The following is a 21,495-nucleotide window of genomic DNA, read 5'->3' on the forward strand; positions in this document are numbered from 1 at the left end:
TCAGTATAGTTGAGCTTATTATTGACTAGAGTCATGCTCTCACCGACCGGCGGAAGATGGCTGTTGAGATTATTCTCAACAAACAGGCCGGCAATTCCAGCTCTGGGTTTGGCTTGGTCTCTAGCGAGGGCCGTAGGTTGTCCAATAGCCGCGTCCTTGTCTTTTGGCTGCATCGGCAGCTTCAGTAAGAATGGGGCCGTACTTCAAGCCATCGGTTTGTGGCGACAACAGGCCATGCCCCAAAAACAGCATTTCCTGGTTGATGAGGGTATTGGCTTGCCAAACGTAGGCAGGCAAGGTGGGAGCAGGGGCTATGGCAGGATCCAACTCCAAAAACACCTCACGTCCCAGCAGAGCAGTCTGCAGATATTGGCCGGCATTGTAAACTGCCAGAGGGGTTTGTCCGCGCAACTCCGTCCAGTTGGGGTTGATCGGGTCAGGCAAGGGATCGATCCCGATCAGTTGCACCAGCCGCAAATTCAAGTCTCCTTCAAGCTGGACAACCAGGGTGTTGTAGTTGACCACCCGAACCACGGCTGCACGTTTGAGGTCGCGCAGATCTGGACGCGCCACCAATGTTAAAGCCCAACCGGGCAATGTCGAGAATATCAAAGGTAAGGCCAGAAAGCTGCCCAGCTTGATCAGGCTCCGTCCATTGGATACAAGCGAGGATCTGGAGCCGGGGGAAGTCGGAGCAGAACGCAGGGATTTTTGCAGCATGGACTTTAGCCGTTGCATGGCGGACTTGACAATAGGGATGGTTCGCATGCTTGACCTTTGGATCTCACACCGCCCTCACACCGCCGCCTACTGGGCTTCAACGCGGGATCCGGCTCACCTGCCGTCACTCTACAAAAAATTGGGGCAGATGGGTCAGGTCTGGAAAATCTCTCTCGATTTTTGTCTTGATTTTTAGATGTGCTACCCATCCGGTCAGCAGTTGTCAGCGCTGACAACCTGTGGTTGGTCATTTCGATTCAAACTGGGACACTGTACCCACACCTAAAACATGCATGAAACATGCATGGGGCCACAGGGCTTTTCTCAGCTGCCCAGGCGTCTCACCCTAAACTGAAGTGACTAAGCCCTTCCGAGCAGCAGGATTGTCTTTTGGTCTTCTCTCTTTGCGAAGGAAAGGGGGAGTGCTTGGAAACCTTTTCAATTCAGTTTGAAACAATTACAGTTGTCCAACTCTCAAATCTCTCAAAAGCGCAGCCCCTAGAGGGTAGCAGGGTTCTTTTCGACTGCTTCGGACAAGAGGGAGTTGACCAGCACGGTTACCAACCCCAGTCGATTGCCTGCCAAAATATCCGTCAACAGGCGGTCTCCCACCATAGCCACTGCTTCTACCGGCAAGCCCATCTGGGCTACGGCCCGCCGCAAGGCCCGCCTTGAGGGTTTCCCAGCGCGGTGAATGTAGGGCAGGTTCAGGCTTTCTCCGATTTGTTGGATGCGGCTGCGATTGAGGTTGTTGCTCACCAGCCAAATTTGAAAGTGCGGACGCAACTGCTCCAGCCAAGCAGCCACAGCGGGATCCACCTCAACCTGTCGGCTCGGCACCAGTGTACCGTCTACGTCAAAGATGATGCCTTTTACCTGCCAGGCCCACAGGTCTTCTGCCCGCAACTTTAAGACAGTGCCGGCCACCACCAGATCCGGTTGCAGGAGCTTGAACCAAGGTTTGTGTACCATCCGCTCCTCGGCTAAGGACTTGGTTGAGGACTATGGTGGGATCCCTGGGCAGCTTGCCGACGCTCTTGAATAATTTGCAATTGGGCTGCCTCGTGCTCTGCTAGGGTTTTGCTGAAAATGTGAGTGCCATCGTAGCGGGCCACGAAGTAGAGATAGTCGGTTTGCTCAGGCTGCAAAACGGCTTTTAAGCTGGCCAAGCCCGGGCTGGCGATGGGGCCGGGGGGCAAACCCGGGTTGAGGTAGGTGTTGTAGGGAGAGGGGGTGCGCACCTCCGCAAGGGTGAGGCGGCGGTCTGGGGTTTGCCGGATATTCAAGGCATATTCCACCGTCGGATCGGCTCCCAGGGGGATCCCTTTCTTAAGCCGGTTCAGAAAGACACCTGCAATCAAAGCGCGTTCTTCCGGCACCACGGCCTCCCGCTCCACAATGCTGGCCAGGGTAACCCACTCGTGCAGAGACAGGGAAGTGGTGTGCTGGCGAAACAGGGGCAGGGCCACCGCGACAAATCGCTGCAGCATGGCGTCGACCACCATCTGGGCCTTTTCCCGATCCGGCAGGGATCCCTCCACCTGTTCGATGGGGAAAAGATAGGTGTCTGGGAACAGGTAGCCTTCTAGAGAGCTCAAGTTGGGGGGCAGCCAGTCGAGGGGGGGAATCACCCGGGTCACGGCAATGAAGGCATCGGCTGCCAGCCAGTTGCGCTGGGCCAGAGCCTCTGCCATTTGCTCGATGCGCCAACCCTCCGGAATGGTCAGACGTCTTTGCAGGATCCTTCCCTGCCGCAGTTGCTGGGCCACGGCCAGCATGTCCTGGTTGGGATCCAAAGCGTAGGTGCCCGCCTGAAACACCCAGTCGCGCCCGAAGGTGCGGCTCCACAGCTCCCAAGCCAGAGCTGAGCGAATCACCCCTGCTTGGCGCAGTTTTTGCCCGATCAGACGGCTGCTGCTGCCCGGCTGGATTGTTACTTGGATCGGTTCTGGGCCGCCCACCGGCTGGAGCCAGGTCTGCCACTGCCAGTAGCCCAATCCCCCGACCAGAACCAACAGGAAGATCAAGCTCTGCAAAAGACGCCGACCCCAGCGTTCGCGTAAGCGTTGCTTAGCGACATGGGGTGCCGCAGGCACAGCGCTTTGGGCAGCAGAGCTTCTGGGCGAGACGGGATCCTTTTGGGCCGAATGCTGAACCTGATCTGTCATTGCCTTTCCCTCCAAACGGCCTGAGCACACCCTTGAGCCAGGCTATCCTTCGGACTCAATCCTGGCTAGGGCGTCGCCGGACTCTCAAGGCCGATTTCCCCCCTAACTTGGGATCAACTCTCCTGGGCTGGGGATCCCGTTGTTCTCGACCGTCCGCTGTCCGATCCAAGTGCCGATGGGTTCTCCCTGCACCACTCGATAAATATTGCCAGGGGTAGTCAGGTCAAAGACCACGATGGGCAATTGATTTTCCTTGCAGAGGGCGATAGCGGTGCTGTCCATAACCCGCAGATCGCGGTTCAGCACATCCTGATAGCTGAGGACATCGTAGCGGCGGGCCTGAGGGTGGGTCTTGGGATCCGCATCGTAAACTCCGTCCACCTTGGTGGCTTTGAAAATCACCTCGGCATCGATCTCCGCCGCCCGCAAGGCCGCAGTGGTATCGGTGGTGAAGAAGGGGTTGCCAGATCCTGCCCCAAAAATCACCACCCGCCCCTTTTCCAGGTGACGAATGGCGCGGCGACGAATATAGGGCTCCGCCACCTCCTGCATGGCGATGGCCGTCTGCACCCGGGTGGGGATCCCGGCTCGCTCGATGGCATCTTGCAGGGTTAAGGCGTTGATGACGGTGGCCAGCATCCCTACGTAGTCGGCAGAAGCCTGATCCATCCCTTGGGCAGCCGCCTCTTTGCGCCCGCGCCAGATGTTACCCCCTCCCACCACAATCGCCACCTGCACACCGGCCCGTACCACCGAGGCCACTTCGCCGGCAATGGACTTCAAGACCTCGGGGTCGATCCCGTAGGGGCGCTCCCCCATCAGGGCTTCACCACTCAACTTCAGTAGAATCCGTCGATATTTCATGCTTATCCGCTCCGGCCCACCCCTGCATACGATAGCAGGTTTGTTGAACTAGCTCCGCTCACAGGATTGACCGACAGAGCATCTCGACAAAAACAACCTTACTGCTGTTCTTCGCCAGCGCTGGCCTCGTTGTCGCGGGGGGCAGAACGGAAGCGGCGGCCATTGCGAGCACGACTTTTTTGGAACTGTTTGGCATATTCGCGGTTGCGCTCGGCTTTTTCCCGCTTCAGATTGCGTTTTTTGGCCATGCTGGTTTTCCTGACCGGTTGTCCGGACTCAAGTGAAGGTCCTCAGTTTGAAGTGTCAAAGTGAGGCGCTCTTAATCCTATCACGCTTTGCCGAGGCCATCCTGAAGCCCTCTGCTCAGCCGGCTATGGGCAGGGATCCCCACAACAAGACTAGGCCCATCACAACAAACCCCACGCCTGCCAGGGTTTTGATCCAGCGAGGTGGGATCAGGCGGGCCACCCAAGCTCCTGCCCACACCCCGATTAGGCTGGTACTGATCAAAGCAGCAGCAGCGCCCAAAAAAATCACCCCGGAGTTTTGCGAGCGGGCACTGAGGAGCAGGGTCGCCAATTGGGTTTTATCGCCCATTTCGGCCAGCAGAATCGAGCCAAAGCTCACTAGGGCGGCCCGTCCGGCCATTTGCCGCAGCAAAAAAGACGGGGTTCGGCTGTCGTTGTCTTGGATCAACACGTTCCTCGGTTGTTCTCCACTCTGTCCTGCCGGGTTGGCATCGGCTGCTCAGGGAGGCTAGCCCTCTGGGAGCTTGTTCCCCCGCCACTCCTGCCATAATACATAGCCCCCGATCATCAGGAACCCTGCACCCGCCAACCATTGTAGCCAGCCTGGGGGAATGACTTGCCCCAGACCTTCCCCCAACACTACGCTGAGCAAACTGGCGGTCACCAAGGCACCGGCGGAACCGAAAAAGATCGCCCAAGGCGATTGGGATTGGGCACTCATGAGCAAGGTTGCCAACTGGGTTTTGTCGCCCATTTCCGCCACAAACACGGTTAAAAAAGTAACAAACCAGAGTTGCAGTGGGGATCCCTCTGGGAGATTGCCGTTGGAAGAGGGGGGGTTAGGGAGGGGCGGTGTCGTCGGAAGTCCAATCTCGGGGGCGGAAGACAAGGCCAAACTCTCCCCGGCAGGCTGGAAATCCACAGCGGATCCATCCCCGTAGAGATAGTGCTGCCCAACGGCCAAGAAACCGAAACAGAGAGCCGAGGACAAAACAATCAGCCCCAAGCCCAGGGCCATTTGCCCCTGCCAAGAACGCGGCGAAGCCATGGCGTCAGACCCTAACCACCGACATGCAGCTTATCCTGTTTTCAGCCGGTTCTGGAGAAGGCAAGAGCGCTAGAGTAGAAGAATCAGGGGCGTTGGCCGAGCGGTTTAGGCAGCAAACTCATAATTTGCCTTACACAGGTTCGATCCCTGTACGCCCCATCGGGAATTGCTGGACGAGGTTTTTGGGTTGAGGGCTGTTGACAGCGGGCCAAGTCGATCTCAATTCCCAAACTGGGAGGGCGGACATAGGACTGCGTTCCGCTAACGCGACCGAGGTCACTCTGGGCTGAGAGAGAACCGGTTGGGCACAGTTTCAAAGACGCGGGTTCAGCTCTGTGCGGGATCCCGTATCTCCAGAGCGAGGGATCCAACGCTCAGGCAAGGTGGTGGGGGATCCCCATTGGGACTGGAGCTGGCTGAGGAATTGTCCCTGCTGGGTGCGAAAGCCGACCAGATCGGATCCGCCATTCATCAGGGCAAACCAGATGTCCCCCTGCTCGGTTGGCAATACACCCGCCAAGGTGCTGACGCTCCTCAAGGTGCCCGACTTGGCGATCAAGATCCCCGGTAACAGCCGCCGTTCCAACACCCCCACATCCTGGCCGACGACGGCAAAAGCATCGGCAAGAGAGAGCCCCTGCTCCTCCAGAAGAGATTGGATCGCTCGAAGCAAAGCTACATTGGCCCGCGGAGAAATGCGGTTTTCCACCCCCAACCCGGAACCATTGATCAGGTGTAGCTCTTCGGGCGGGATCCCGGCGATGGCTTGGGCAATTTGCGCCACCTGGTCAGCACCCCCCACCGCATCGGCCAACATCTCGGCCATGGAGTTGTTGCTGTAGAGGTTCATCAGCTTGACCAGGTGAATGAGGGGGGGCGATTCATGTCTGAGCAAAACCTGAGCGCCGGGCGGGATCTGCTGGGCAACCCGCACCGAACCCAAGATCTCCACCTGCGGTCTGGGTGTGCCGGGGGGTAAGGTTTGAAATTGGGCCTCCGCCTCTGGCGGCCAGCGCCGCGCATCCAGCCCCTGCCGCAACAGGGATCCCGATTGCGCCACATCCCGGGAAAAGTTCATGTAAAAGCGGCCCACCACCACCAGATCCCCGCGCACCTGGCGGATCCCATAGGCATTGAGCAGGTTGCCGACGGAGAAGGCTTCCTCCCAGACGAACAAGGGATCCTCCCCCCCCACCACCCAGAGATCCCCCTGTAGAACTCCCTCAGCAGTTAAGGGGCCAGTGGCCAGCCAGGTGGTAACAAAGCGGTGCTGTGGGCCAAAGTGCTGCAAAGCGGCCAGGGTCGTTGCCACCTTGGTCAAAGAAGCTGCCGGCAAGGGTGTGGATCCCTGATGCTGTCCCAAAACAAGGATTCTGTCCCGCTGAGGCGAAGGATCCTCCATCTGCAGCCAAACCCCCTGAGCCGCGGGCGAAAACCCCCGACCGGCCAACTGAGCCAGATAGGTTTCCACCTGAGGTTGCAGGGATCCCTGCTCCGTCGCCTGAGAAGTGGGAGACAAACTCAGCAACAGAGTGGCCGCCGAGAGCAGCCCAACCCAGCTCGAAACCAGCCGCCTACCGGGCCAGCCCCACAGATGTCGTTCGTGCCGTGGCGTCAGCGTTGCGGAGCAACAGTGTTGTGTAGCACCATGGGGTGCCGCAGGCATAGCACTTTTCACGGAAAACACCCTCTAAACATCCCGGCAACCGAGGGGGCATCAGCTCGTCAATTCCCAGCCACCCTCTTCCACAGGCTCTACATCGATGGTGCCGGGGGGCGTTTGCCGATAAAAACGTCCGTCTGCAACAAACAGCGGCTCTCCACAATTGGGGCAAAAGAAATGGCTGCCCTCAATGGCTTGCGATTCTGACCCACACACCGGGCAGCGATCCGTCGTGATCCAGCGGCGCGCCCACCAGCGAAAGGCCAGGAGCACCAATACCGGCAAGGACAGCAAAAGCAGCAACAGGGCCACCAATCCAGTGACCAGCCACCCCAGCCCGACACTGGTCAGCAAAGCTGCCAACGCCAGGGATCCCAGCCAGAACCCCCAGCCACCCAGAGAAATGGAATAGGTTTTGGGCTGCTCAAACCGCATTTTCGTTTTCCTTCCCCGATCACTACGCTTGCCAACGCTGTCAGGATGCCGCGGGCCTTTTCTTGAGTATGTTAGCCTAGGCGCGCCCGAACACCAGAAACAGTCCGCCACATGGCTCTGCTCTGTAGGCTAGCTCATCCCGGATGGATGAGGGATTGGGTTTCCCGCACCCTTCCCGAGGCTCTCCCGGCAGCCCATGCGCCTCAGTTGCGTCCCTGTTCTATTGGGCCTGAACTGAGCCTGAACGATGTCTTCAGCAACCAAGTCGGGTGGTGTCGTCATAAATGAAGTTATTATCAATTACAGAACTTATTGACTGTTACGGCGACGTTGCCCAACAGCGGAGGGGCGGCATCATGGTCTACACCGAAGAGGCGTTCAAGGCAGAGCTCAATGCCAAAGGCTGGCGAGCCACTCGGCAGCGGGAGATCATCCTGCAAACGTTTCAAAACTTGCCTGAGGGCACGCATCTGAGCGCGGAGGAGTTGCACAAAAAGTTGCGGGAAGAAGGCCACAACATTAGCCTTTCCACCATTTACCGCACCGTCAAGCTGATGTCCCGCATGGGCATTTTGCGAGAACTGGAACTGACCGAAGGGCACAAACATTACGAGATCAACCAGCCGGCCCCCCACCACCACCACCATCTGGTGTGCGTCAAGACCAACAAGGTGATCGAGTTCAAAAACAACGCCATTCTTAACATCACCCAGAAGGTGGCGGAAAAGTACGGTTTCAAAGTGTTGGATTGCCAGCTCACCATTATTGGTATCAGCCCAGAAGGGCAGCGCTCGATTTTGTAGCCAAAAATTCCCAAAGCTCAGGTTCTCATGCTTTCCCAGAAGGGGAACTGTACTGGGCTGGGGAAGGATGGGGATCCCGTCAACGGGAGGAAATGCCAGAATAGCTCCCGTGAGGCCAATCGGCAGTCGGCAACCGAGGCAACAGTTGAATGGTTGATGAATAGTTGATCTTCTTCACCCCACTAGATCCGGGAGAGGGCCATGAACGAACAGGAAGTGGTGCAGTGGCTGGAGCAGGCGCTGGCCAATCCCCACCTTAGGTTACAGGCCAAAGCCCAACCGCTCCGGGACAGCCCCAAGGCTTATGCCCTTGTCATTATGATCAACCGTCCTGCCGGCCTTTCTCTCAACTACGAGGAGTTGACGGCCTGGTTCCAGAAGGCGATTCCCACTCGCTACCCCCAAGTCAAACGGTTGGCCCTCTACAGCCGCCCCATGGGCCAGCAGGCTGCCGACTGGAAAACTCAGGTGAGGTTGGATCCGGAGCCGGCGACAGACAAGGTGGATCCCGGTCGTGTTAGCAGTGCAGAGCACTTTACCGCTACGCGACCCTCTCGCGAACCCGTCAGTGGGACGGAGTCCCCGGAGAGTCTGGATCTAAGCCGCTACTGCTTTGTCAGCGATCGCCAGTTGCTTACTGCCGACCTTCCTCAGCCGCCTGGTTTGCTCCGCCAGGCGGTTTTGGGTTTTCACAGCCTCACTTCTGGGCAAAAACAGGAGGTTCTGCCCCTCTTGCCCACCTTGTTTCGCAATCCCAGCGCCGTCTCGACGGTGATGCTGTCGGTGGAGGCAGCCCTGTGGCTGGAGCCTCTGAAAAGCCTGAATCCTCACGAGCTGCGTCTATTGAGCGTTTGGCTGAGCCGCTATTGCTTCAACCCCAGCCGCACCCTAGCGGAATTGGATCCCGCCACCTCAGGTCTCAAAATTGGGCAAACCAAGCGCAGCTACCGCGCGCCTCAGGTGGGGGTCTCGCTGATTTTGGCCAGCTTTGCCGGCAACCTGACGGCGGCCTCAGGTGTGACCCTGAGCCTGCTGTTCGGTATGGTGTTTGTGCTTTTCCTGACCGTCTTGGGCAGCTTAGAGGGGGGATTCTCTCTGGGCTCTTTCATCTTCGCCATTCTGCTCACCCTCGCCTTCAATGCCCTGATCTTCTTTTTGTCCCCTTGGCTGATGGACTGGATCCAGCACAGCCTCTATGGCACCGAGTGGGTAAGCTTGGCGGAAATTGGGCGTCGCAGCCCAGAGAGTGCAGAGGTGATTCAACGGGTTTGCCGCCAGTACAAGCTGAAGCAGCCGAAGCTGGGGCTGATCCGCGACCAAAACCCCACCGCCTTCACCTATGGCAGCCTGCCGGACACGGCCCGCATTGTTGTCAGCGAAGGATTGTTCACCTACTTGGAAGATGAAGAGGTGGCTACGGTCTATGCCCACGAGCTGGGGCATGTGATCCACTGGGATTTCGCCGTCATGACCCTGGCTTCCACGTTGGTGCAGATCCTCTACCTTCTTTACGTCTACATGCGGGATGCTCGCGACAACGGCAAAAGGGGCAGCCTCCGCTTCCTGGCCTTGGTCGCCTACTTTTTCTATGTGGCCGGCTCCTACTTGTTGCTGTATCTGTCGCGGGTGCGGGAGTACTTTGCCGACCACTTTGCTGCCGAAACCACCGGCAACCCCAATGGGCTCTCGCGGGCTTTGGTGAAAATTGCCTACGGCATTGTGCAAGAGGGAGAGCGGGAGCGGGATGAGGAAACCCGACAGCGCAGTGCTCGCCTGCTGGAAGGAACGCGGGCTTTGGGGATCTACGATGCCAAGGCGGCGGTGATGGCAGGGACGGCCTACCGGGTGGCGGCGGATCCCGGCCAGGTGGGCAGGGTATTTTTGTGGGATCTGTTTAACCCTTGGGCCTGGTGGATGGAGCTGAACTCCACCCATCCCCTCACGGGCAAACGGGTACGGGCGCTGAGCACCTATGCGGAGCAACTGGATCTGCCGGTGGAATTCGACATGGCCAGCGTGGTTGCCCAGGGCAAGCAGCTCAACCGGCAACAGCTCTACGGGAACTTCCTCCTGGATGTGCTGCTGTTGAACGCCGAGTGGCTGGGGGCAATCGCGGGGGCACTGCTCGGGATCCCGGCTTTGCGGATGGGCTTCTATGACATCCTTGCCGGGCTGACCCTGATGGGGGTGGGCTTGGGCCTGCTGCTGAAGATGACAGTGATGTACCCCAGCTTAGAAAACCCGCCGGCGTTGACCGTGCTGAAGGCGATGAGCAATCCCTACGCCAGCCCTCTGCGTGGGCTGCCAATGCAGTTGGAAGGGCGGGTGATCGGGCGGGGGGATCCGGGCTATCGCTTTGGCTCCGATCTCAAGTTCCAGGATAAGACCGGCATGATCTTCCTACGCTATGCTTCCCGCTTTGGGCCGCTGGGCAACTTCCTGTTCGGGGCGTACCAGGCAGGGGGGTTGATCGGCCAAGAGGGATCCGCAGTGGGGTGGTTCCGACGGGGGGTGGCCCCTTACCTGGATCTGGCCCGCTTTCAAAGCCGCCATGGCCAGCTCATCACCAGCTACCATCCCTTCTGGCAGGCTATGTGGGCTGTGCTGTTGTTAGTGGTTGCCCTGCTGGTGATGCTGTTCTAGAGGATCGCGATCCTCAGCAGCCAAAAGCTCGCCTAGGCCATTGGGATTGGCTACTTTTGCCCACCGTTAACCCGGGCGTAGTCGTCGCTGAAGCGGACAATGTCGTCTTCGCCCAAGTACTGGCCGTTTTGCACCTCGATAATCACCAGAGGGATGACGCCGGGGTTCTCCAGGCGATGCTTGGTGCAAGGGGGCACGTAGGTGGATTGGTTGGCCGTGATGAGCTTTTCTTCATCTCCGCAGGTGACCTTGGCGGTGCCGGCAACGACGATCCAGTGTTCGCTGCGATGGTAGTGCAACTGCAGGCTAAGGCGATGCTTGGGCAAAACCACGATCCGCTTGATTTTGTAGCCAGGGCCCTCTTCCAGCACTGTAAAGCTCCCCCAAGGCCGACTTTCAGCATTGCTCTCGATCAGCTTGTTGAGGGTTTCGGCAGAGAGGGAAGGCGAAGGTTTTTCCGGTGAGGCCAGATTGGCATTGGGGGTTTCCAGCATGGGATGCTCTCCTTGGGAGGCCTACCTGTAGCTTATCTCAACAACCAACTCGAAGTCTGTTTGTTTATCTTTAGAACCACCAACAGATCGGCTTCAGCTCCTGGGGATCCCCAGCCGGTTCAGGTTTGGTAGGGCAGTGGTTAAAATCCTGTGGAATCATCAGAAAGGCTCCGAGAAACCCCGTCCTTTAGGACAGGGAGGAAGAGGAGCGGCGGGCAAAGCCAGCCAAACATAGTCGTACCCTTACACCATACCCGCTAAAATGCAAGGCAGAGTGCTCCGCCCCATGGAAAAAGCCTACAGCTACCGGTTCTACCCAACACCTGACCAGGAAACCTTGCTGAGAAAAACACTGGGCTGTGTTCGCCTGGTCTACAACCGCGCATTGGCAGCCAGAACCCAAGCCTGGCAGGAGCGGCAGGAGCGCATCAGCTATGCACAAACCTCTGCCCTGCTGACCGAGTGGAAAAAACAGCCTCAACTCCAGTTCCTGAACGAAGTGAGCTGCGTTCCCCTGCAGCAGAGTCTGAGGCATCTGCAAACCGCCTTCGACAACTTCTTTGCCCGCAGAGCCAGCTATCCCAAATTCAAGAAAAAACGCGACGGTGGTAGTGCAGAGTTCACCCGGTCTGCTTTTCGGTGGAAAGATGGCCAAGTCTTCCTGGCCAAGTGCTCTGAGCCCCTGAACATCCGGTGGTCTAGGCAACTGCCCAAAGGGGTCGAGCCATCCACAGTTACCGTTCGGCTGAGTCCTGTGGGGGAGTGGCATGTCAGTCTCAGGTTTGACGACCCCCGCGACCTGACGCTTGCCCCTGCTCAACAGTCAGTTGGACTGGATGTGGGCGTTAGCAGTCTTGTTGCCCTGAGTACAGGGGAAAAGGTGGCCAACCCCAAGCATTGGAACCAGCGCTACAAGCAACTGCGTCGGGCGCAAAAGGCTCTGAGTCGGAAGCAGAAAGGCTCCAAAAACCGCTACAAGGCGCGGCTGAAGGTGGCCAAGATTCACCAAAAGATTGCCAACAGTCGCCAGGATCATCTGCACAAGCTGACCACCCGCCTGATTCGCGAAAACCAAACAATTGTGGCGGAGACGTTGGCGGTGAAGAACCTGATTCGCAACTCCAAGTTGGCCAAAGCTATCAGTGATGCCGGTTGGGGTGAGCTGTTGCGGCAGTTGGAGTACAAGGCGCGGTGGTATGGGCGCACTTTGATTTGGGTGAATCGCTGGTTTCCCAGTTCCAAGACCTGTTCAGGGTGTGGCTATACCCTGGCTCGACTGCCCTTGAAGGTACGGGAGTGGGAATGTCCTCGATGCCAGGCCAGGCACGACCGGGACATCAACGCTGCCCGCAATCTTTTGGCCGTGGGGCACACGGTGTCAGCCTGTGGAGCAGACGTAAGACCAAAGCCCTCCAGGGTGGCGGCAGTTGCGATGAAGCAGGAACCTAAGCTGTGAGGCTTAGGAATCCTCGTCCTAAGGCCTACGGGCCCGCTGACGCGACTAGGACGGGGCGGATGTCAAGAATAAAGATCTCTGCTCTGCAAAAAGGTCACTTCTCCATGCGTTCTTCCTCTTCTGCCCCTTCTTACCCGGTTCACATCCATGACCGCCAACGGGACACCCACTATCTAATCCAGGTGCCGGCGGATCAATACATTTTGGCCAGCGCCGAGGCCCAAGGGATCCAACTGCCCTTTGCCTGTCGCAACGGCGCCTGTACCACCTGTGCGGTGCGGGTACGGCGGGGATCCCTGTACCAGCCGGAAGCCATGGGCATTTCGCGGGAGCTGAAGGAGCAGGGGTATGGGCTGCTGTGCGTGGGCTATGCCCGCTCGGAGCTGTGGGTAGAAACCCAGGATGAGGATGAGGTGTACGAGCTGCAATTTGGGCGCTACTTCGGCCAGGGGCAGGTCAGGCCAGGGATCCCCATCGAGGATGAGTGATGTCTTCTTCGGCACCGGTTTCGTCTCAACAACTGTCGCCGGATCCCTTGCCCTCTCAACCGCGGGGCTGGCTGCTGGCAGCAGCGGCGCTGATCCCGGTGAATCTGGCCCCCAGCTTACTCTTGGCTTTGGTGGGGACGATCCAGGGTTATACCCGCTATGGTGGGGCGATCCTGCGGGATCCCTTGTTTGGACTGTCGGCTCTCCTGAGCCTGGCGGCAGTGGGAGTGGCCTTTTGGGGGGAGGATTGGCGACTGAGCCTGCCGGGGATGTTCAACTACTGGCCTTTTTTGTTGATGCTGCCGGCCTTTGCCGCTGTTCTGGCCTCTCGCGGTAGCGGGACGGAGTCCTGTCCTGTGGGCCGTCGGCGGTTGGCCCAGGTGTTGGTGCTGGGCAGCGGGCTGATGCTGCTTTTGGGTTGGGGAGAAGTGCTGTGGGAATGGCAGGGGCACTTCTTCTTGGGGCCGGTTTGGATTACGGGGGTTGCCGGGGGAGAGCGACCGGCGGCAGCCTTCACTTCCCCCAATACGCTGGCCATCTACCTGGTGATCCACCTGTGCTTGGCAGCAGGGCTGTGGCTGGATCAGGCCGACAAAGACTGGCCACAGGCAGTAGGGCTGGGAGCTGTGCTGGGGCTGGGATCCCTCTTGTTGCTGCTGACGGCCTCTCGCAACGGCTGGGGAGCGGGGGGGCTGGCGCTGATGATGGGGCTGGCCCTGCGGCGCTGTTGGTGGGGGATCGGGATCTTGGCCGGTCTGGGATTGGCCGGTTTGGCCGCTGCTTGGGATTGGCCGGGCTGGCGGGCCGTAGTGCCCCGATTGATTTGGAGCCGTCTGGCAGACACCTTCGATCCTCAAGCGCTCTACTTTAGTTCCACCGCCAACCGGCTGGATGCTTGGCAATTCGCCCTGCAGATGGTGCAGGAGCGGCCCTTGACCGGTTGGGGCTGGCAAAGCTTTGCCGCTCTTTACAATGCTCAAGATCCGCCGGAGCTGCTGGGCCATTGCCACAATTTGTACCTGCACCTGGCGGCTGAGGGTGGGATCCCGCTGTTGCTGGGCCATCTGATCCTGTGGGGCTGGATTTTGGCGCGGGGATGGCAAGCTTGGCGGCGCTCGCAAGAAAGCGTCCTGTTGGGGATGCTGCTGGCCTTGACGGCATTTTTTGCCTCAGGGCTTTTGGACGTGGTGATGTTGGATGGCCGCATTCACCTGCTGGTAACCTTACTCTTGGGGGCAGTTTGGGGAGCCAGCCTTGAGCGGCAAAGGGACTCCATCTCCGGCAAAGAGCAAGCCCAGAGAGGTTACCGTTGAGTGCTGCAATGGGATATCCCTTAGCTGGCAGTGAGCCCGGAGTCCATCAGTTGCTCACCGATTTTTGCGACGCGGAAGCAAGCTACAGCCAAGGGGCGGTTTACCTGTAGAGGGTCTTTGCGGTGAACCTGTACCGAGATGTGTTGTGGCCTCTGCTTTTTTCTGGGCTGAGAGCCGACCCGGAAGCGGTCAAGATGGGCCTGCTGCGCGCCTTGCATTGGATCGATGCCACCCAGGCCACCGGGATCCTATCGGCTCTGGAGCGACTGTTTTGCTACCGGGATCCCCGGCTAGCGGTGTCGCTGTGGGGCCTTACCTTTCCCAATCCCCTTGGATTGGCTGCGGGCTTCGACAAAGATGGCCTGGCTCTGGGCGTCTGGCCCAGCCTAGGATTTGGTTTTGTAGAGGTGGGCACCATCACTCCTCAGCCCCAACCGGGCAACCCCAAACCTCGCCTGTTTCAACTGCCCCAAGATCGCGCCGCCCTCAACCGCATGGGCTTTAACAACCAAGGGGCGGCGGCTCTGGCGGAACGGTTGCGCCGGCTACAGCAACGTCCCATCCCCATTGGAATTAACCTGGGCAAAGCCAAAATCACCCCCCTAGAAGAAGCGGCTGCCGATTACCTGGCCAGCTTCCGGCTGCTCCAGGAGCTGGGGGACTACTTTGTGGTCAACGTCAGCTCCCCCAACACGCCGGGGCTGCGATCCCTGCAGGCTGCTGAGCAACTGGAGCCCATCCTGTCTGCCTTACGGCAGGAAAATCAGAAGCGAAAACCCCTTCTGGTGAAGATTGCCCCCGATCTGGACTGGCCCGACATTGACAGCATCCTGGAGCTGGCCCAAGACCATCAACTGGCCGGGATTGTGGCCACCAACACCACCCTCCGCCGCGATAACCTGAAAACCCGTTTCCTACCTGGCCACGGGATCCCCTTCGCACCAGCGGAGTCTAGGCCAATCCTTGCAGAAGCCGGCGGGATCAGCGGTGCCCCCTTGCGGGAGCGTTCCACCCAAGTCATCCGCTACATCCACCGCTCCACCCAAGGAAAATTGCCCATCATCGGAGTGGGGGGCATCTTCACCTTGGCCGACGCCTTGGAGAAACTGGAAGCGGGAGCCAGCCTGCTGCAGGTCTACACCGGCTGGGTTTACGAAGGGCCGGGTATGGTGCCGCAATTGCTCCGAGGCCTAGCCCGCTCTTCTCCCCCCAGCCCTGATGTTACACTTCCCCCAGAGAATACCCCTGTGGGTCAGATCCAGGCGTAAGATCGTTAGGGATCCCTGAGGAAGCTTGCCGGTGAACCTGCTGCAACACCTCTTCAAAACCCCCCATCCGGTCATTGGGGTGGTTCATTTGTTGCCGCTGCCCACCTCACCCCGTTGGGGGGGGGACTTGGAATGGGTGATCGCTCAGGCAGAACAGGCAGCTACTGCCCTGGCTGCAGGGGGAGTAGACGGGATCCTTGTCGAGAACTTTTACGATGCCCCCTTTGCCAAGGATCGGGTGGACGCAGCGGTGGTCAGCGCCATGACCGTCATCGTCCAGCGGCTGAAAACCCTGGTCTCGCTGCCGGTCGGGATCAACGTCTTGCGCAACGATGGCTACAGTGCTCTGGCGATTGCTGCCTGTGTGGGAGCGCAGTTCATCCGGGTGAATGTGCTCTGCGGGGCGATGGTGACCGACCAAGGCATTATCGAGGGGAATGCCTACCGCCTGCTGCGCTATCGCCGGGAGCTGGGGGCTAATATCAAGATTTTTGCCGATGTGCTGGTGAAACACGCTCAACCCCTAAGTCCCATCAGCCTGGATGCGGCCATTACCGACACGGTGGAGCGCGGCCTGGCCGATGCCATCATCCTTTCCGGTTGGGCCACCGGCAAGCCACCCCTTCTGGAGGAGCTGGAGCTGGCCCGCAAAGTTGCTCCTCAGGTACCGCTCTTCATCGGCTCGGGGGCTACTGCCGAAAACATCGGCAGCCTGATCCGGCGGGCAGATGGAGTAATTGTGGCCAGTTCTCTGAAGCGGTCTTCCCGTTCTGCAGGCATGCCGACAGGCTATTCGGATCCCTTTCCCATGATCGACCCGATTCGGGTGCGGCAGTTTGTGGAAGCACTGCACCTTGCGCTCCGTGAGCGGGCCTCCAACCATGCTTGTCTGGCCGCTCCCGGCTCTGGTTCCAACTAGCCGTTGGCGCTAAGATTGGGATCCGACTACAATGGGCGATTCCTCTTTAGCTATGCCATCCCTTGATCTGGAGGGCTTGGATTCTGCGTACCACCCTTCTGGTTCAGCAGAAGAAACCTTTTGGAGCTCTGTTCCGGCCCGGACTCCCCGCATTTGGGTTGTCGATGATGACCCAGTGGTTCGTTGCTACATTATCAATGTTCTCACAGGCTCCCAGTACTACGTGGAAAGCTGGGAAAGCGGCCGAGCAGCTTGGGATTCCTTGCAAAGCTTGGAAGAGAGCGAGTGGCCCGACATGGTGATCTGCGACTGGGTCATGCCTGAGATGTCGGGGGTAGAGTTCTGTCGCCGTCTCAAGGGATCCGCAGCAGGGCAGTTCGTCTATTTCATTTTGCTCACGTCCCGTTCTGAAGTTGAGGCTCGGGTAGAGGGGCTGGATGCGGGGGCGGATGAATTCATCACCAAGCCGGTCGATCCCGAGGAGCTGCGGGCGCGGGTGCGGGCAGGGTTACGTCTCCAGCGGCTCACCCAAGCTTTGGCCCAGGCCAACCGGCAATTGCGAGCCCGCAATGAGTTGTTGGAGTCTTTGTCTTTGACGGATCCCTTGACCGGGGCGCTAAACCGACGAGCTCTGGATCAGGCACTGCCCCATTTGCTCAAGCAGGTGGGAGCCCGCGGGGAAGCTCGCTACCGCTATCTCTGCCTGCTGATGATGGATGTAGATCACTTTAAGCAAATCAACGACAGCCACGGCCACTACATTGGCGACTGTGTGCTGCAGGCCATCGTCGGGCGGCTGCAAAATCAACTGCGGCCCTCCAGCCTGCTCTACCGCTATGGTGGGGAAGAATTTGTTTGCGTTACGCCCGGGCTTAGCCCCCCCCGCTGCGGTCGCTACGCAGAGTCTCTGCGGCAGGCTATTGCCAAACGGCCCATTGACATCTCCCCCAAGCGCAGCTTGCCGGTTACCATCAGCATCGGTGGGGTCGTGCTCAGCGAAGACTACCGCCTGGAGCCGGAAGCTGCCTTGCAGCAGGCGGATAGCGCGCTCTACCAGGCCAAGCAGGCAGGGCGCAACCGAGTTCACATCCTCATCCCGACTCCAGGGGTTTATCTGCCCTCTTCCAGCGGATAGCCAGAGGCCACCGCCAAGGCTTCCAGAGAGCGAACGCCTGTGTAGGTGCGGCCATTGATGATCCAGGTGGGATAGCTGGTGATCCCCGCTTCTGTACATTCTCGAGCCTGTGGAGTGCCGGGGCCGTTGGGGGAGCACTCCACGTAGGGCACTTGCTCAAAAGCCGATCCGAACAGCTCCTTTTGGTCTTGACAATGGGGGCACCAATAGGCCCCGTACATAGTGCCGCCGATCTGCCGCAGGTGGGCTGCTAACCCTACCGCCAGGGGGCTAGGCGGGGGAACTTGGTTGGCGTACACCCCAATCGTGGTCACCAACGTGAGAAAGGCCACCAAAATGTAGCTGAAGGCCAGCTTGCCCCAATCCAACCAGCGGTGGCCCAGCACGGTCACCAGCCCCAGCCCCGCCACCAAGATAATCGCGGTGGTGCAATACATGCAGAATTGCCGCAGCACCGCCACCATCAGGTAAAGCATGTACATCTCAAAGGCGGTCATGGCGGAAACCAAGCCAAACAGGGCCGGCCAGCGCCACCGCTTCACCAGTGGGATCCCATCCGGCAGCACCGCCAGCGCCAAGACTCCCAGAAACCCCAGCAGGCCAACAGCCGCTGTCGGGATCCCCAAAAACTCTGCCCAACGGCTGGAGAGCACCAGGTCACACCCCCCATCCCCCGTGCAGAAGGCAGCGGGCTGCTCCGTCAGCTTGGTGTAGGTGAGATAGGCCGTCAACAGGGATCCCAGGCCGGCCAGGATCGCCAAGATCAGACGGGAATGGCGCTGCAGCCAGGTCTCTTCTTGGGCTTTGAGTTTGAGATAAGAAGCCATGGCGTTTCAGGGGTTTCAGCAGTTGGACACCCCCGATTATAGTGGGGCAGAACTGGCCTCGTCCGTGGGCTCCGACGCAGAAGAGCCGCTTGAGCGCCGCACCTGGGCGGCAAACCTGTCTCCCAGCGGATCCAGCTCCCATAGGGATCCCAGTTTGGAGTCGGAGATAGGCCGGTCGCAGAGGCCCCAACGGCGGCGGAAGTAACGGGCCAGATCTTTTTCTGCCAGGGCCAGGTAGACCGGGCGACCATGAGGGCAAGTGTGGGGATTGGCGGTGCGCTGCCAAGCTTCCAACAGCTTTTGCATCTGCTCCAAGGTCAGCGGGATCCCATTGCGCAAGGCCCCTCGACAGGCCACCGCCACCTGGGCTGCCTGCAAATCTTGACAGCGGCTGAGCTCTAGCAGGGATCCCTGCACCTCTTCTGGATCTTCCGACTCCAAAGCCAAAGGGAGGCGTCGAATGAGATGGGTATTGGGGCCGAAGGGTTCCGGCTCCAGCCCCAACTGCTCCAACCGCTCCAGGGCTTGGGGCGATAGTCCTTGCAGCGTTACGGGCGTCGCCGGTGCCACCAGTTGCCAATGCTGCTGGATGTACTCATAGCGAACTCGCTCGTGGGCCAGGTGTTGCTCCACCAGCCATAGCCCCTGGGGATGCTCCGCCAAGATGTAGATCCGATGCAGTTGGGCCAGCGCCTTGAGGGGGGGCAGGAGAGAAGTTGGGCGGTCAGAGGGAGGAAAACGGCTCTGGAGATCGGGCGAGACTCGATAGACCACCTTGGCCTCGCTGGCCCGGATCAGATGCACAGAGCGGCGGCTGGCTTGCCCGGATCCCAATTGCAGAAGGGAGTGCAGGTGTTGGCGCAACTGCTCCTGGCGGGCCGTCAGATTCTCCAGGTAGAGCTCGCTTTTGGCAGGATGACGGTTCCAATCCACCTGCTCTGGGGGCAGGCGCAGGTGAACAACCACCAGTGGATGACGGTGGCGAGGCAACGCGTGGTGAAAAACCGACTGGATCAGCCGTTGCCAGTCGGGCATCTGCACAAACCGTCCGTTTACGGCCACACGGATCCAATCGGGGTGGGGGCGATGCAGGCGATCCGGCAGGCCCAGCACCACTTCCCAATCGCTATCCCCATCCTGGATCCGCCGATAGCGCAGATCCGTGGGATCCAACTGCGGCAACACCTGCAGCAGCAGATCTTGCAGAGATTTTCCCGGCCAGAGGCTGAGCAGCAATTGCCCTTCCTGATGCACCTGCCAACTGACCCAGGGATGGGCTAGGGCTGCATTCTGCACCAGGGTCAGGAGCGGGCGAGTTTGGGGCAAGGCCCGACGGCGCAGAGGCCAGTCGGCAAACAAATCCGCAACCGTGACCACCGTTCCCAAGGCAGTGGCTGCCGGCTGCTTGTGGATCAGCTCCCCCTGTCGGTCGTAGGCGGCCAGCCAGCCGTGAGCATCGTCAGCGTGGCGGGTTTGGATAGCTAGGGATCCCAAGCGGGCTAGGCTGTGCAGGGCTTCCCCACGAAATCCCAGGCTGCGACCTTCCAGTTTGCTGGTGGTATGGCGGCGGGCCACCTGCTCCAGTTCCGAAGCCGGGATCCCGTGGCCGTTATCCCCCACCCGCACCTGCCAGCGAGTCGGCCAGATCTCCACTTGAATGCGGGTGGCCTGGGCATCGAGGGCATTTTCCAGCAATTCCCGCAGAGCAGCCCCCAGAGAGTCGATCACCTCTCCTGCCGCCATACGGGCAATCCGTTCCGGGGTCAGGGGTTGGATCTGGAACATGACACCCATCCTGCCAATCTGATGGTCAGGGGCCAACAGAGCCTTAGCTTAACCTTCTCTTGCGGTTTCTGCGGCGGGCAACAGGAGCCTTGCACGCTCTAACCGGTTGAGGTCTGCAGAGGGGGGAAGTGCGCTCGATTTTCCGCTGGCCATTTCTACCGATTCGTTCCAAAGAGGCAATCAAAGCCAGATAAGATTTACATAGGAATAACTTTCATGCTACTGAGGATTTGGCCTCTTCTGATTTTTTGGGTTTCCAGAATATTTTTTGTGTATTGGCAATGTTCTCAACACGGCAGAACTGCAGCAAACTTTGAGCCTTTTATCAGATGCAGATTTTGTGGATGGTGCCCTGACAGCGAGTTGGAATGCCAGGTTTGTCAAAAACAATAGGCAACTGCCCGAGGGATCCCTGCAGCAACAGCAGATCCAGGAGACCATTTCTGCGGCTCTAGATCCCAATTGCCGTTTAGCTTGATCTGGAAGTGGCCCAACGGCAGGAACTGCGTAAACCCCAGCCAAGCACAGCTTCAAAAGGTCGGGCTTTCCCATGAGCAGTATGCAGGGCGTCTTCTACTGCTTATCCAAAAGGGCTCCCGTTTCCGGTTGATGCCAAGCGGCTAAGGTCGAGCCCCTCACAATAGGAAAATGGGCTGGGATCCTTCAGCCCCCGGCAAAGTTGGTAGAATAAAGTCAGCCTTCGCCTTGAACTTGAATTTGGATAGGGACTGGGGTCGACCGTTGGGATCCTCGGCTATGTTCGACAAACTGCTCTTTCCCATCGATAACTCGCGTGAGACCAGCCACGCCTTGCCCTTGGTGGCGGACATAGCACAGCGCTACAAGAGCCAAGTGTATTTGCTTTCTGTGCTGGATGATACGGAGCTTGACCCGGAGCGAGCCGAGCAAGCCCGGCAGAACATCCACAACCTGCTTAAGCAAACGGAGTCTGGCCTGCATCAAATCGGCCTTAGCAACGTCAAGAGTGAGTATCGAGAGGGGAAGGTACCTTTTGTCATCTGTGATGTGGCAGACGAGCTGGAGATCAGCCTGATTGTGATGGGCTGCCGCGGCCTCACCCTATCTGGAGAGGGGCAGAACAACTCCGTGAGCCACCGCGTGATCGATCTCTCCCCCTGCCCGGTGTTGGTCGTGCCCTGAGGAGAGGGATCCCATTGACCAAAAGGCGCGGCAAGCCCCGTCCTTCAGGGCAGGGAA

21 protein-coding genes, 1 tRNA gene and 1 pseudogene are annotated in these 21,495 nt (G+C 59.1%); 11 read left to right on the forward strand and 12 right to left on the reverse strand.

Features of this window, described 5'->3' with window-relative positions:
• Positions 1–120: 120 nt before the first annotated feature.
• From NW843_RS05365 to NW843_RS05395, 7 genes are all read right to left on the reverse strand, one after another.
• Complete coding sequence (locus NW843_RS05365; RefSeq protein ID WP_414522338.1) at positions 121–768, reverse strand: thermonuclease family protein; 648 nt, start codon at positions 766–768, stop codon at positions 121–123.
• Between the two features lie 450 nt (positions 769–1,218).
• Complete coding sequence (locus NW843_RS05370) at positions 1,219–1,692, reverse strand: YqeG family HAD IIIA-type phosphatase (protein WP_414329713.1); 474 nt, start codon at positions 1,690–1,692, stop codon at positions 1,219–1,221.
• Between the two features lie 11 nt (positions 1,693–1,703).
• Positions 1,704–2,888, reverse strand: coding sequence for an endolytic transglycosylase MltG (gene mltG / locus NW843_RS05375; protein ID WP_414522339.1), 1,185 nt, complete (start codon positions 2,886–2,888; stop codon positions 1,704–1,706).
• A 102-nt stretch (positions 2,889–2,990) separates the two neighbouring features.
• Positions 2,991–3,752, reverse strand: a complete 762-nt coding sequence (gene pyrH / locus NW843_RS05380; protein ID WP_011433861.1) for a UMP kinase — start codon at positions 3,750–3,752, stop codon at positions 2,991–2,993.
• A 98-nt stretch (positions 3,753–3,850) separates the two neighbouring features.
• Complete coding sequence (locus NW843_RS05385; RefSeq protein ID WP_011433860.1) at positions 3,851–4,000, reverse strand: hypothetical protein; 150 nt, start codon at positions 3,998–4,000, stop codon at positions 3,851–3,853.
• 115 nt (positions 4,001–4,115) lie between these two features.
• The gene (locus NW843_RS05390) at positions 4,116–4,451 is read right to left on the reverse strand and encodes a TMEM165/GDT1 family protein (RefSeq protein WP_414522340.1); all 336 of its coding nucleotides are present in this window, start codon (positions 4,449–4,451) and stop codon (positions 4,116–4,118) included.
• Between the two features lie 57 nt (positions 4,452–4,508).
• The gene (locus NW843_RS05395) at positions 4,509–5,048 is read right to left on the reverse strand and encodes a TMEM165/GDT1 family protein (RefSeq protein ID WP_414522341.1); all 540 of its coding nucleotides are present in this window, start codon (positions 5,046–5,048) and stop codon (positions 4,509–4,511) included.
• Between the two features lie 86 nt (positions 5,049–5,134).
• On the opposite strand from NW843_RS05395, the gene NW843_RS05400 reads away from it, so the two are divergent.
• Positions 5,135–5,207 (forward strand) — tRNA-Ile (locus NW843_RS05400).
• 154 nt (positions 5,208–5,361) lie between these two features.
• Here NW843_RS05400 and NW843_RS05405 read toward each other — a convergent pair.
• Both NW843_RS05405 and NW843_RS05410 read right to left on the reverse strand, forming a co-directional pair.
• The gene (locus NW843_RS05405) at positions 5,362–6,567 is read right to left on the reverse strand and encodes a D-alanyl-D-alanine carboxypeptidase (RefSeq protein ID WP_414522342.1); all 1,206 of its coding nucleotides are present in this window, start codon (positions 6,565–6,567) and stop codon (positions 5,362–5,364) included.
• A gap of 198 nt (positions 6,568–6,765) precedes the next feature.
• Positions 6,766–7,146 carry a hypothetical protein gene (locus NW843_RS05410; protein ID WP_414381531.1) on the reverse strand — a complete coding sequence of 127 codons (381 nt, stop codon included), beginning with the start codon at positions 7,144–7,146 and terminating at the stop codon, positions 6,766–6,768.
• A gap of 356 nt (positions 7,147–7,502) precedes the next feature.
• On the opposite strand from NW843_RS05410, the gene NW843_RS05415 reads away from it, so the two are divergent.
• The gene (locus NW843_RS05415) at positions 7,503–7,949 is read left to right on the forward strand and encodes a Fur family transcriptional regulator (protein WP_011433855.1); all 447 of its coding nucleotides are present in this window, start codon (positions 7,503–7,505) and stop codon (positions 7,947–7,949) included.
• Positions 7,950–8,150: 201 nt separating this feature from the next.
• Positions 8,151–10,592 (forward strand): M48 family metalloprotease, encoded by a 2,442-nt coding sequence (locus NW843_RS05420; RefSeq protein WP_414522343.1) that lies wholly within the window; start codon positions 8,151–8,153, stop codon positions 10,590–10,592.
• Between the two features lie 50 nt (positions 10,593–10,642).
• Here NW843_RS05420 and NW843_RS05425 read toward each other — a convergent pair whose 3' ends face one another.
• On the reverse strand, positions 10,643–11,086 hold the full coding sequence (locus NW843_RS05425) for a phosphomannose isomerase type II C-terminal cupin domain (protein ID WP_011433853.1): 444 nt from the start codon (positions 11,084–11,086) through the stop codon (positions 10,643–10,645).
• A gap of 286 nt (positions 11,087–11,372) precedes the next feature.
• Between NW843_RS05425 and NW843_RS05430 the strand changes: the two genes are divergently transcribed.
• The 6 genes from NW843_RS05430 to NW843_RS05455 all read left to right on the forward strand — a co-directional run bounded on the left by NW843_RS05430 (position 11,373) and on the right by NW843_RS05455 (position 17,665).
• Positions 11,373–12,542 (forward strand): RNA-guided endonuclease InsQ/TnpB family protein, encoded by a 1,170-nt coding sequence (locus NW843_RS05430; RefSeq protein WP_414343340.1) that lies wholly within the window; start codon positions 11,373–11,375, stop codon positions 12,540–12,542.
• 104 nt (positions 12,543–12,646) lie between these two features.
• On the forward strand, positions 12,647–13,030 hold the full coding sequence (locus NW843_RS05435; RefSeq protein ID WP_414343346.1) for a 2Fe-2S iron-sulfur cluster-binding protein: 384 nt from the start codon (positions 12,647–12,649) through the stop codon (positions 13,028–13,030).
• The gene (locus NW843_RS05440; protein WP_414522344.1) at positions 13,030–14,343 is read left to right on the forward strand and encodes an O-antigen ligase family protein; all 1,314 of its coding nucleotides are present in this window, start codon (positions 13,030–13,032) and stop codon (positions 14,341–14,343) included. The genes NW843_RS05435 and NW843_RS05440 overlap by 1 nt, the downstream gene beginning before the upstream one ends.
• Before the next feature lie 122 nt (positions 14,344–14,465).
• Positions 14,466–15,611 (forward strand): quinone-dependent dihydroorotate dehydrogenase, encoded by a 1,146-nt coding sequence (locus NW843_RS05445; RefSeq protein ID WP_414522345.1) that lies wholly within the window; start codon positions 14,466–14,468, stop codon positions 15,609–15,611.
• Positions 15,612–15,642: 31 nt separating this feature from the next.
• The gene (gene btpA, locus NW843_RS05450; protein WP_414522346.1) at positions 15,643–16,530 is read left to right on the forward strand and encodes a photosystem I biogenesis protein BtpA; all 888 of its coding nucleotides are present in this window, start codon (positions 15,643–15,645) and stop codon (positions 16,528–16,530) included.
• A gap of 76 nt (positions 16,531–16,606) precedes the next feature.
• Positions 16,607–17,665, forward strand: a complete 1,059-nt coding sequence (locus tag NW843_RS05455) for a diguanylate cyclase (RefSeq protein WP_414522347.1) — start codon at positions 16,607–16,609, stop codon at positions 17,663–17,665.
• Here the strand turns inward: NW843_RS05455 and NW843_RS05460 are convergent.
• Entirely contained in the window at positions 17,641–18,492 is an 852-nt protein-coding gene (locus tag NW843_RS05460) for a vitamin K epoxide reductase family protein (protein ID WP_414522348.1), read from the reverse strand. The genes NW843_RS05455 and NW843_RS05460 overlap by 25 nt on opposite strands.
• A gap of 36 nt (positions 18,493–18,528) precedes the next feature.
• Complete coding sequence (gene mutL, locus NW843_RS05465) at positions 18,529–20,277, reverse strand: DNA mismatch repair endonuclease MutL (RefSeq protein WP_414522349.1); 1,749 nt, start codon at positions 20,275–20,277, stop codon at positions 18,529–18,531.
• Positions 20,278–20,545: 268 nt separating this feature from the next.
• Between mutL and NW843_RS05470 the strand changes: the two are divergent.
• Together NW843_RS05470 and NW843_RS05475 are read left to right on the forward strand one after the other, a co-directional pair.
• A pseudogene (locus NW843_RS05470) lies at positions 20,546–20,740 on the forward strand (PKHD-type hydroxylase); the annotation flags it as partial.
• 293 nt (positions 20,741–21,033) lie between these two features.
• Positions 21,034–21,438 carry a universal stress protein gene (locus tag NW843_RS05475; RefSeq protein ID WP_011433838.1) on the forward strand — a complete coding sequence of 135 codons (405 nt, stop codon included), beginning with the start codon at positions 21,034–21,036 and terminating at the stop codon, positions 21,436–21,438.
• Positions 21,439–21,495 lie beyond the last annotated feature (57 nt).

This window comes from Synechococcus sp. R5-12 (genome assembly GCF_047502655.1).
GTDB lineage: Bacteria > Cyanobacteriota > Cyanobacteriia > Thermostichales > Thermostichaceae > Thermostichus.

Bases quoted from the DNA above. Each gene is read 5' to 3' on its own strand.
- NW843_RS05365 (WP_414522338.1), bottom strand. From the start codon at position 768: ATGCGAACCATCCCTATTGTCAAGTCCGCCATGCAACGGCTAAAGTCC.
- NW843_RS05370 (WP_414329713.1), bottom strand. From the start codon at position 1,692: ATGGTACACAAACCTTGGTTCAAGCTCCTGCAACCGGATCTGGTGGTG.
- mltG (WP_414522339.1), bottom strand. From the start codon at position 2,888: ATGACAGATCAGGTTCAGCATTCGGCCCAAAAGGATCCCGTCTCGCCC.
- pyrH (WP_011433861.1), bottom strand. From the start codon at position 3,752: ATGAAATATCGACGGATTCTACTGAAGTTGAGTGGTGAAGCCCTGATG.
- NW843_RS05385 (WP_011433860.1), bottom strand. From the start codon at position 4,000: ATGGCCAAAAAACGCAATCTGAAGCGGGAAAAAGCCGAGCGCAACCGC.
- NW843_RS05395 (WP_414522341.1), bottom strand. From the start codon at position 5,048: ATGGCTTCGCCGCGTTCTTGGCAGGGGCAAATGGCCCTGGGCTTGGGG.
- NW843_RS05410 (WP_414381531.1), bottom strand. From the start codon at position 7,146: ATGCGGTTTGAGCAGCCCAAAACCTATTCCATTTCTCTGGGTGGCTGG.
- NW843_RS05415 (WP_011433855.1), top strand. From the start codon at position 7,503: ATGGTCTACACCGAAGAGGCGTTCAAGGCAGAGCTCAATGCCAAAGGC.
- NW843_RS05420 (WP_414522343.1), top strand. From the start codon at position 8,151: ATGAACGAACAGGAAGTGGTGCAGTGGCTGGAGCAGGCGCTGGCCAAT.
- NW843_RS05425 (WP_011433853.1), bottom strand. From the start codon at position 11,086: ATGCTGGAAACCCCCAATGCCAATCTGGCCTCACCGGAAAAACCTTCG.
- NW843_RS05430 (WP_414343340.1), top strand. From the start codon at position 11,373: ATGGAAAAAGCCTACAGCTACCGGTTCTACCCAACACCTGACCAGGAA.
- NW843_RS05435 (WP_414343346.1), top strand. From the start codon at position 12,647: ATGCGTTCTTCCTCTTCTGCCCCTTCTTACCCGGTTCACATCCATGAC.
- NW843_RS05440 (WP_414522344.1), top strand. From the start codon at position 13,030: ATGTCTTCTTCGGCACCGGTTTCGTCTCAACAACTGTCGCCGGATCCC.
- NW843_RS05460 (WP_414522348.1), bottom strand. From the start codon at position 18,492: ATGGCTTCTTATCTCAAACTCAAAGCCCAAGAAGAGACCTGGCTGCAG.
- mutL (WP_414522349.1), bottom strand. From the start codon at position 20,277: ATGTTCCAGATCCAACCCCTGACCCCGGAACGGATTGCCCGTATGGCG.
- NW843_RS05475 (WP_011433838.1), top strand. From the start codon at position 21,034: ATGTTCGACAAACTGCTCTTTCCCATCGATAACTCGCGTGAGACCAGC.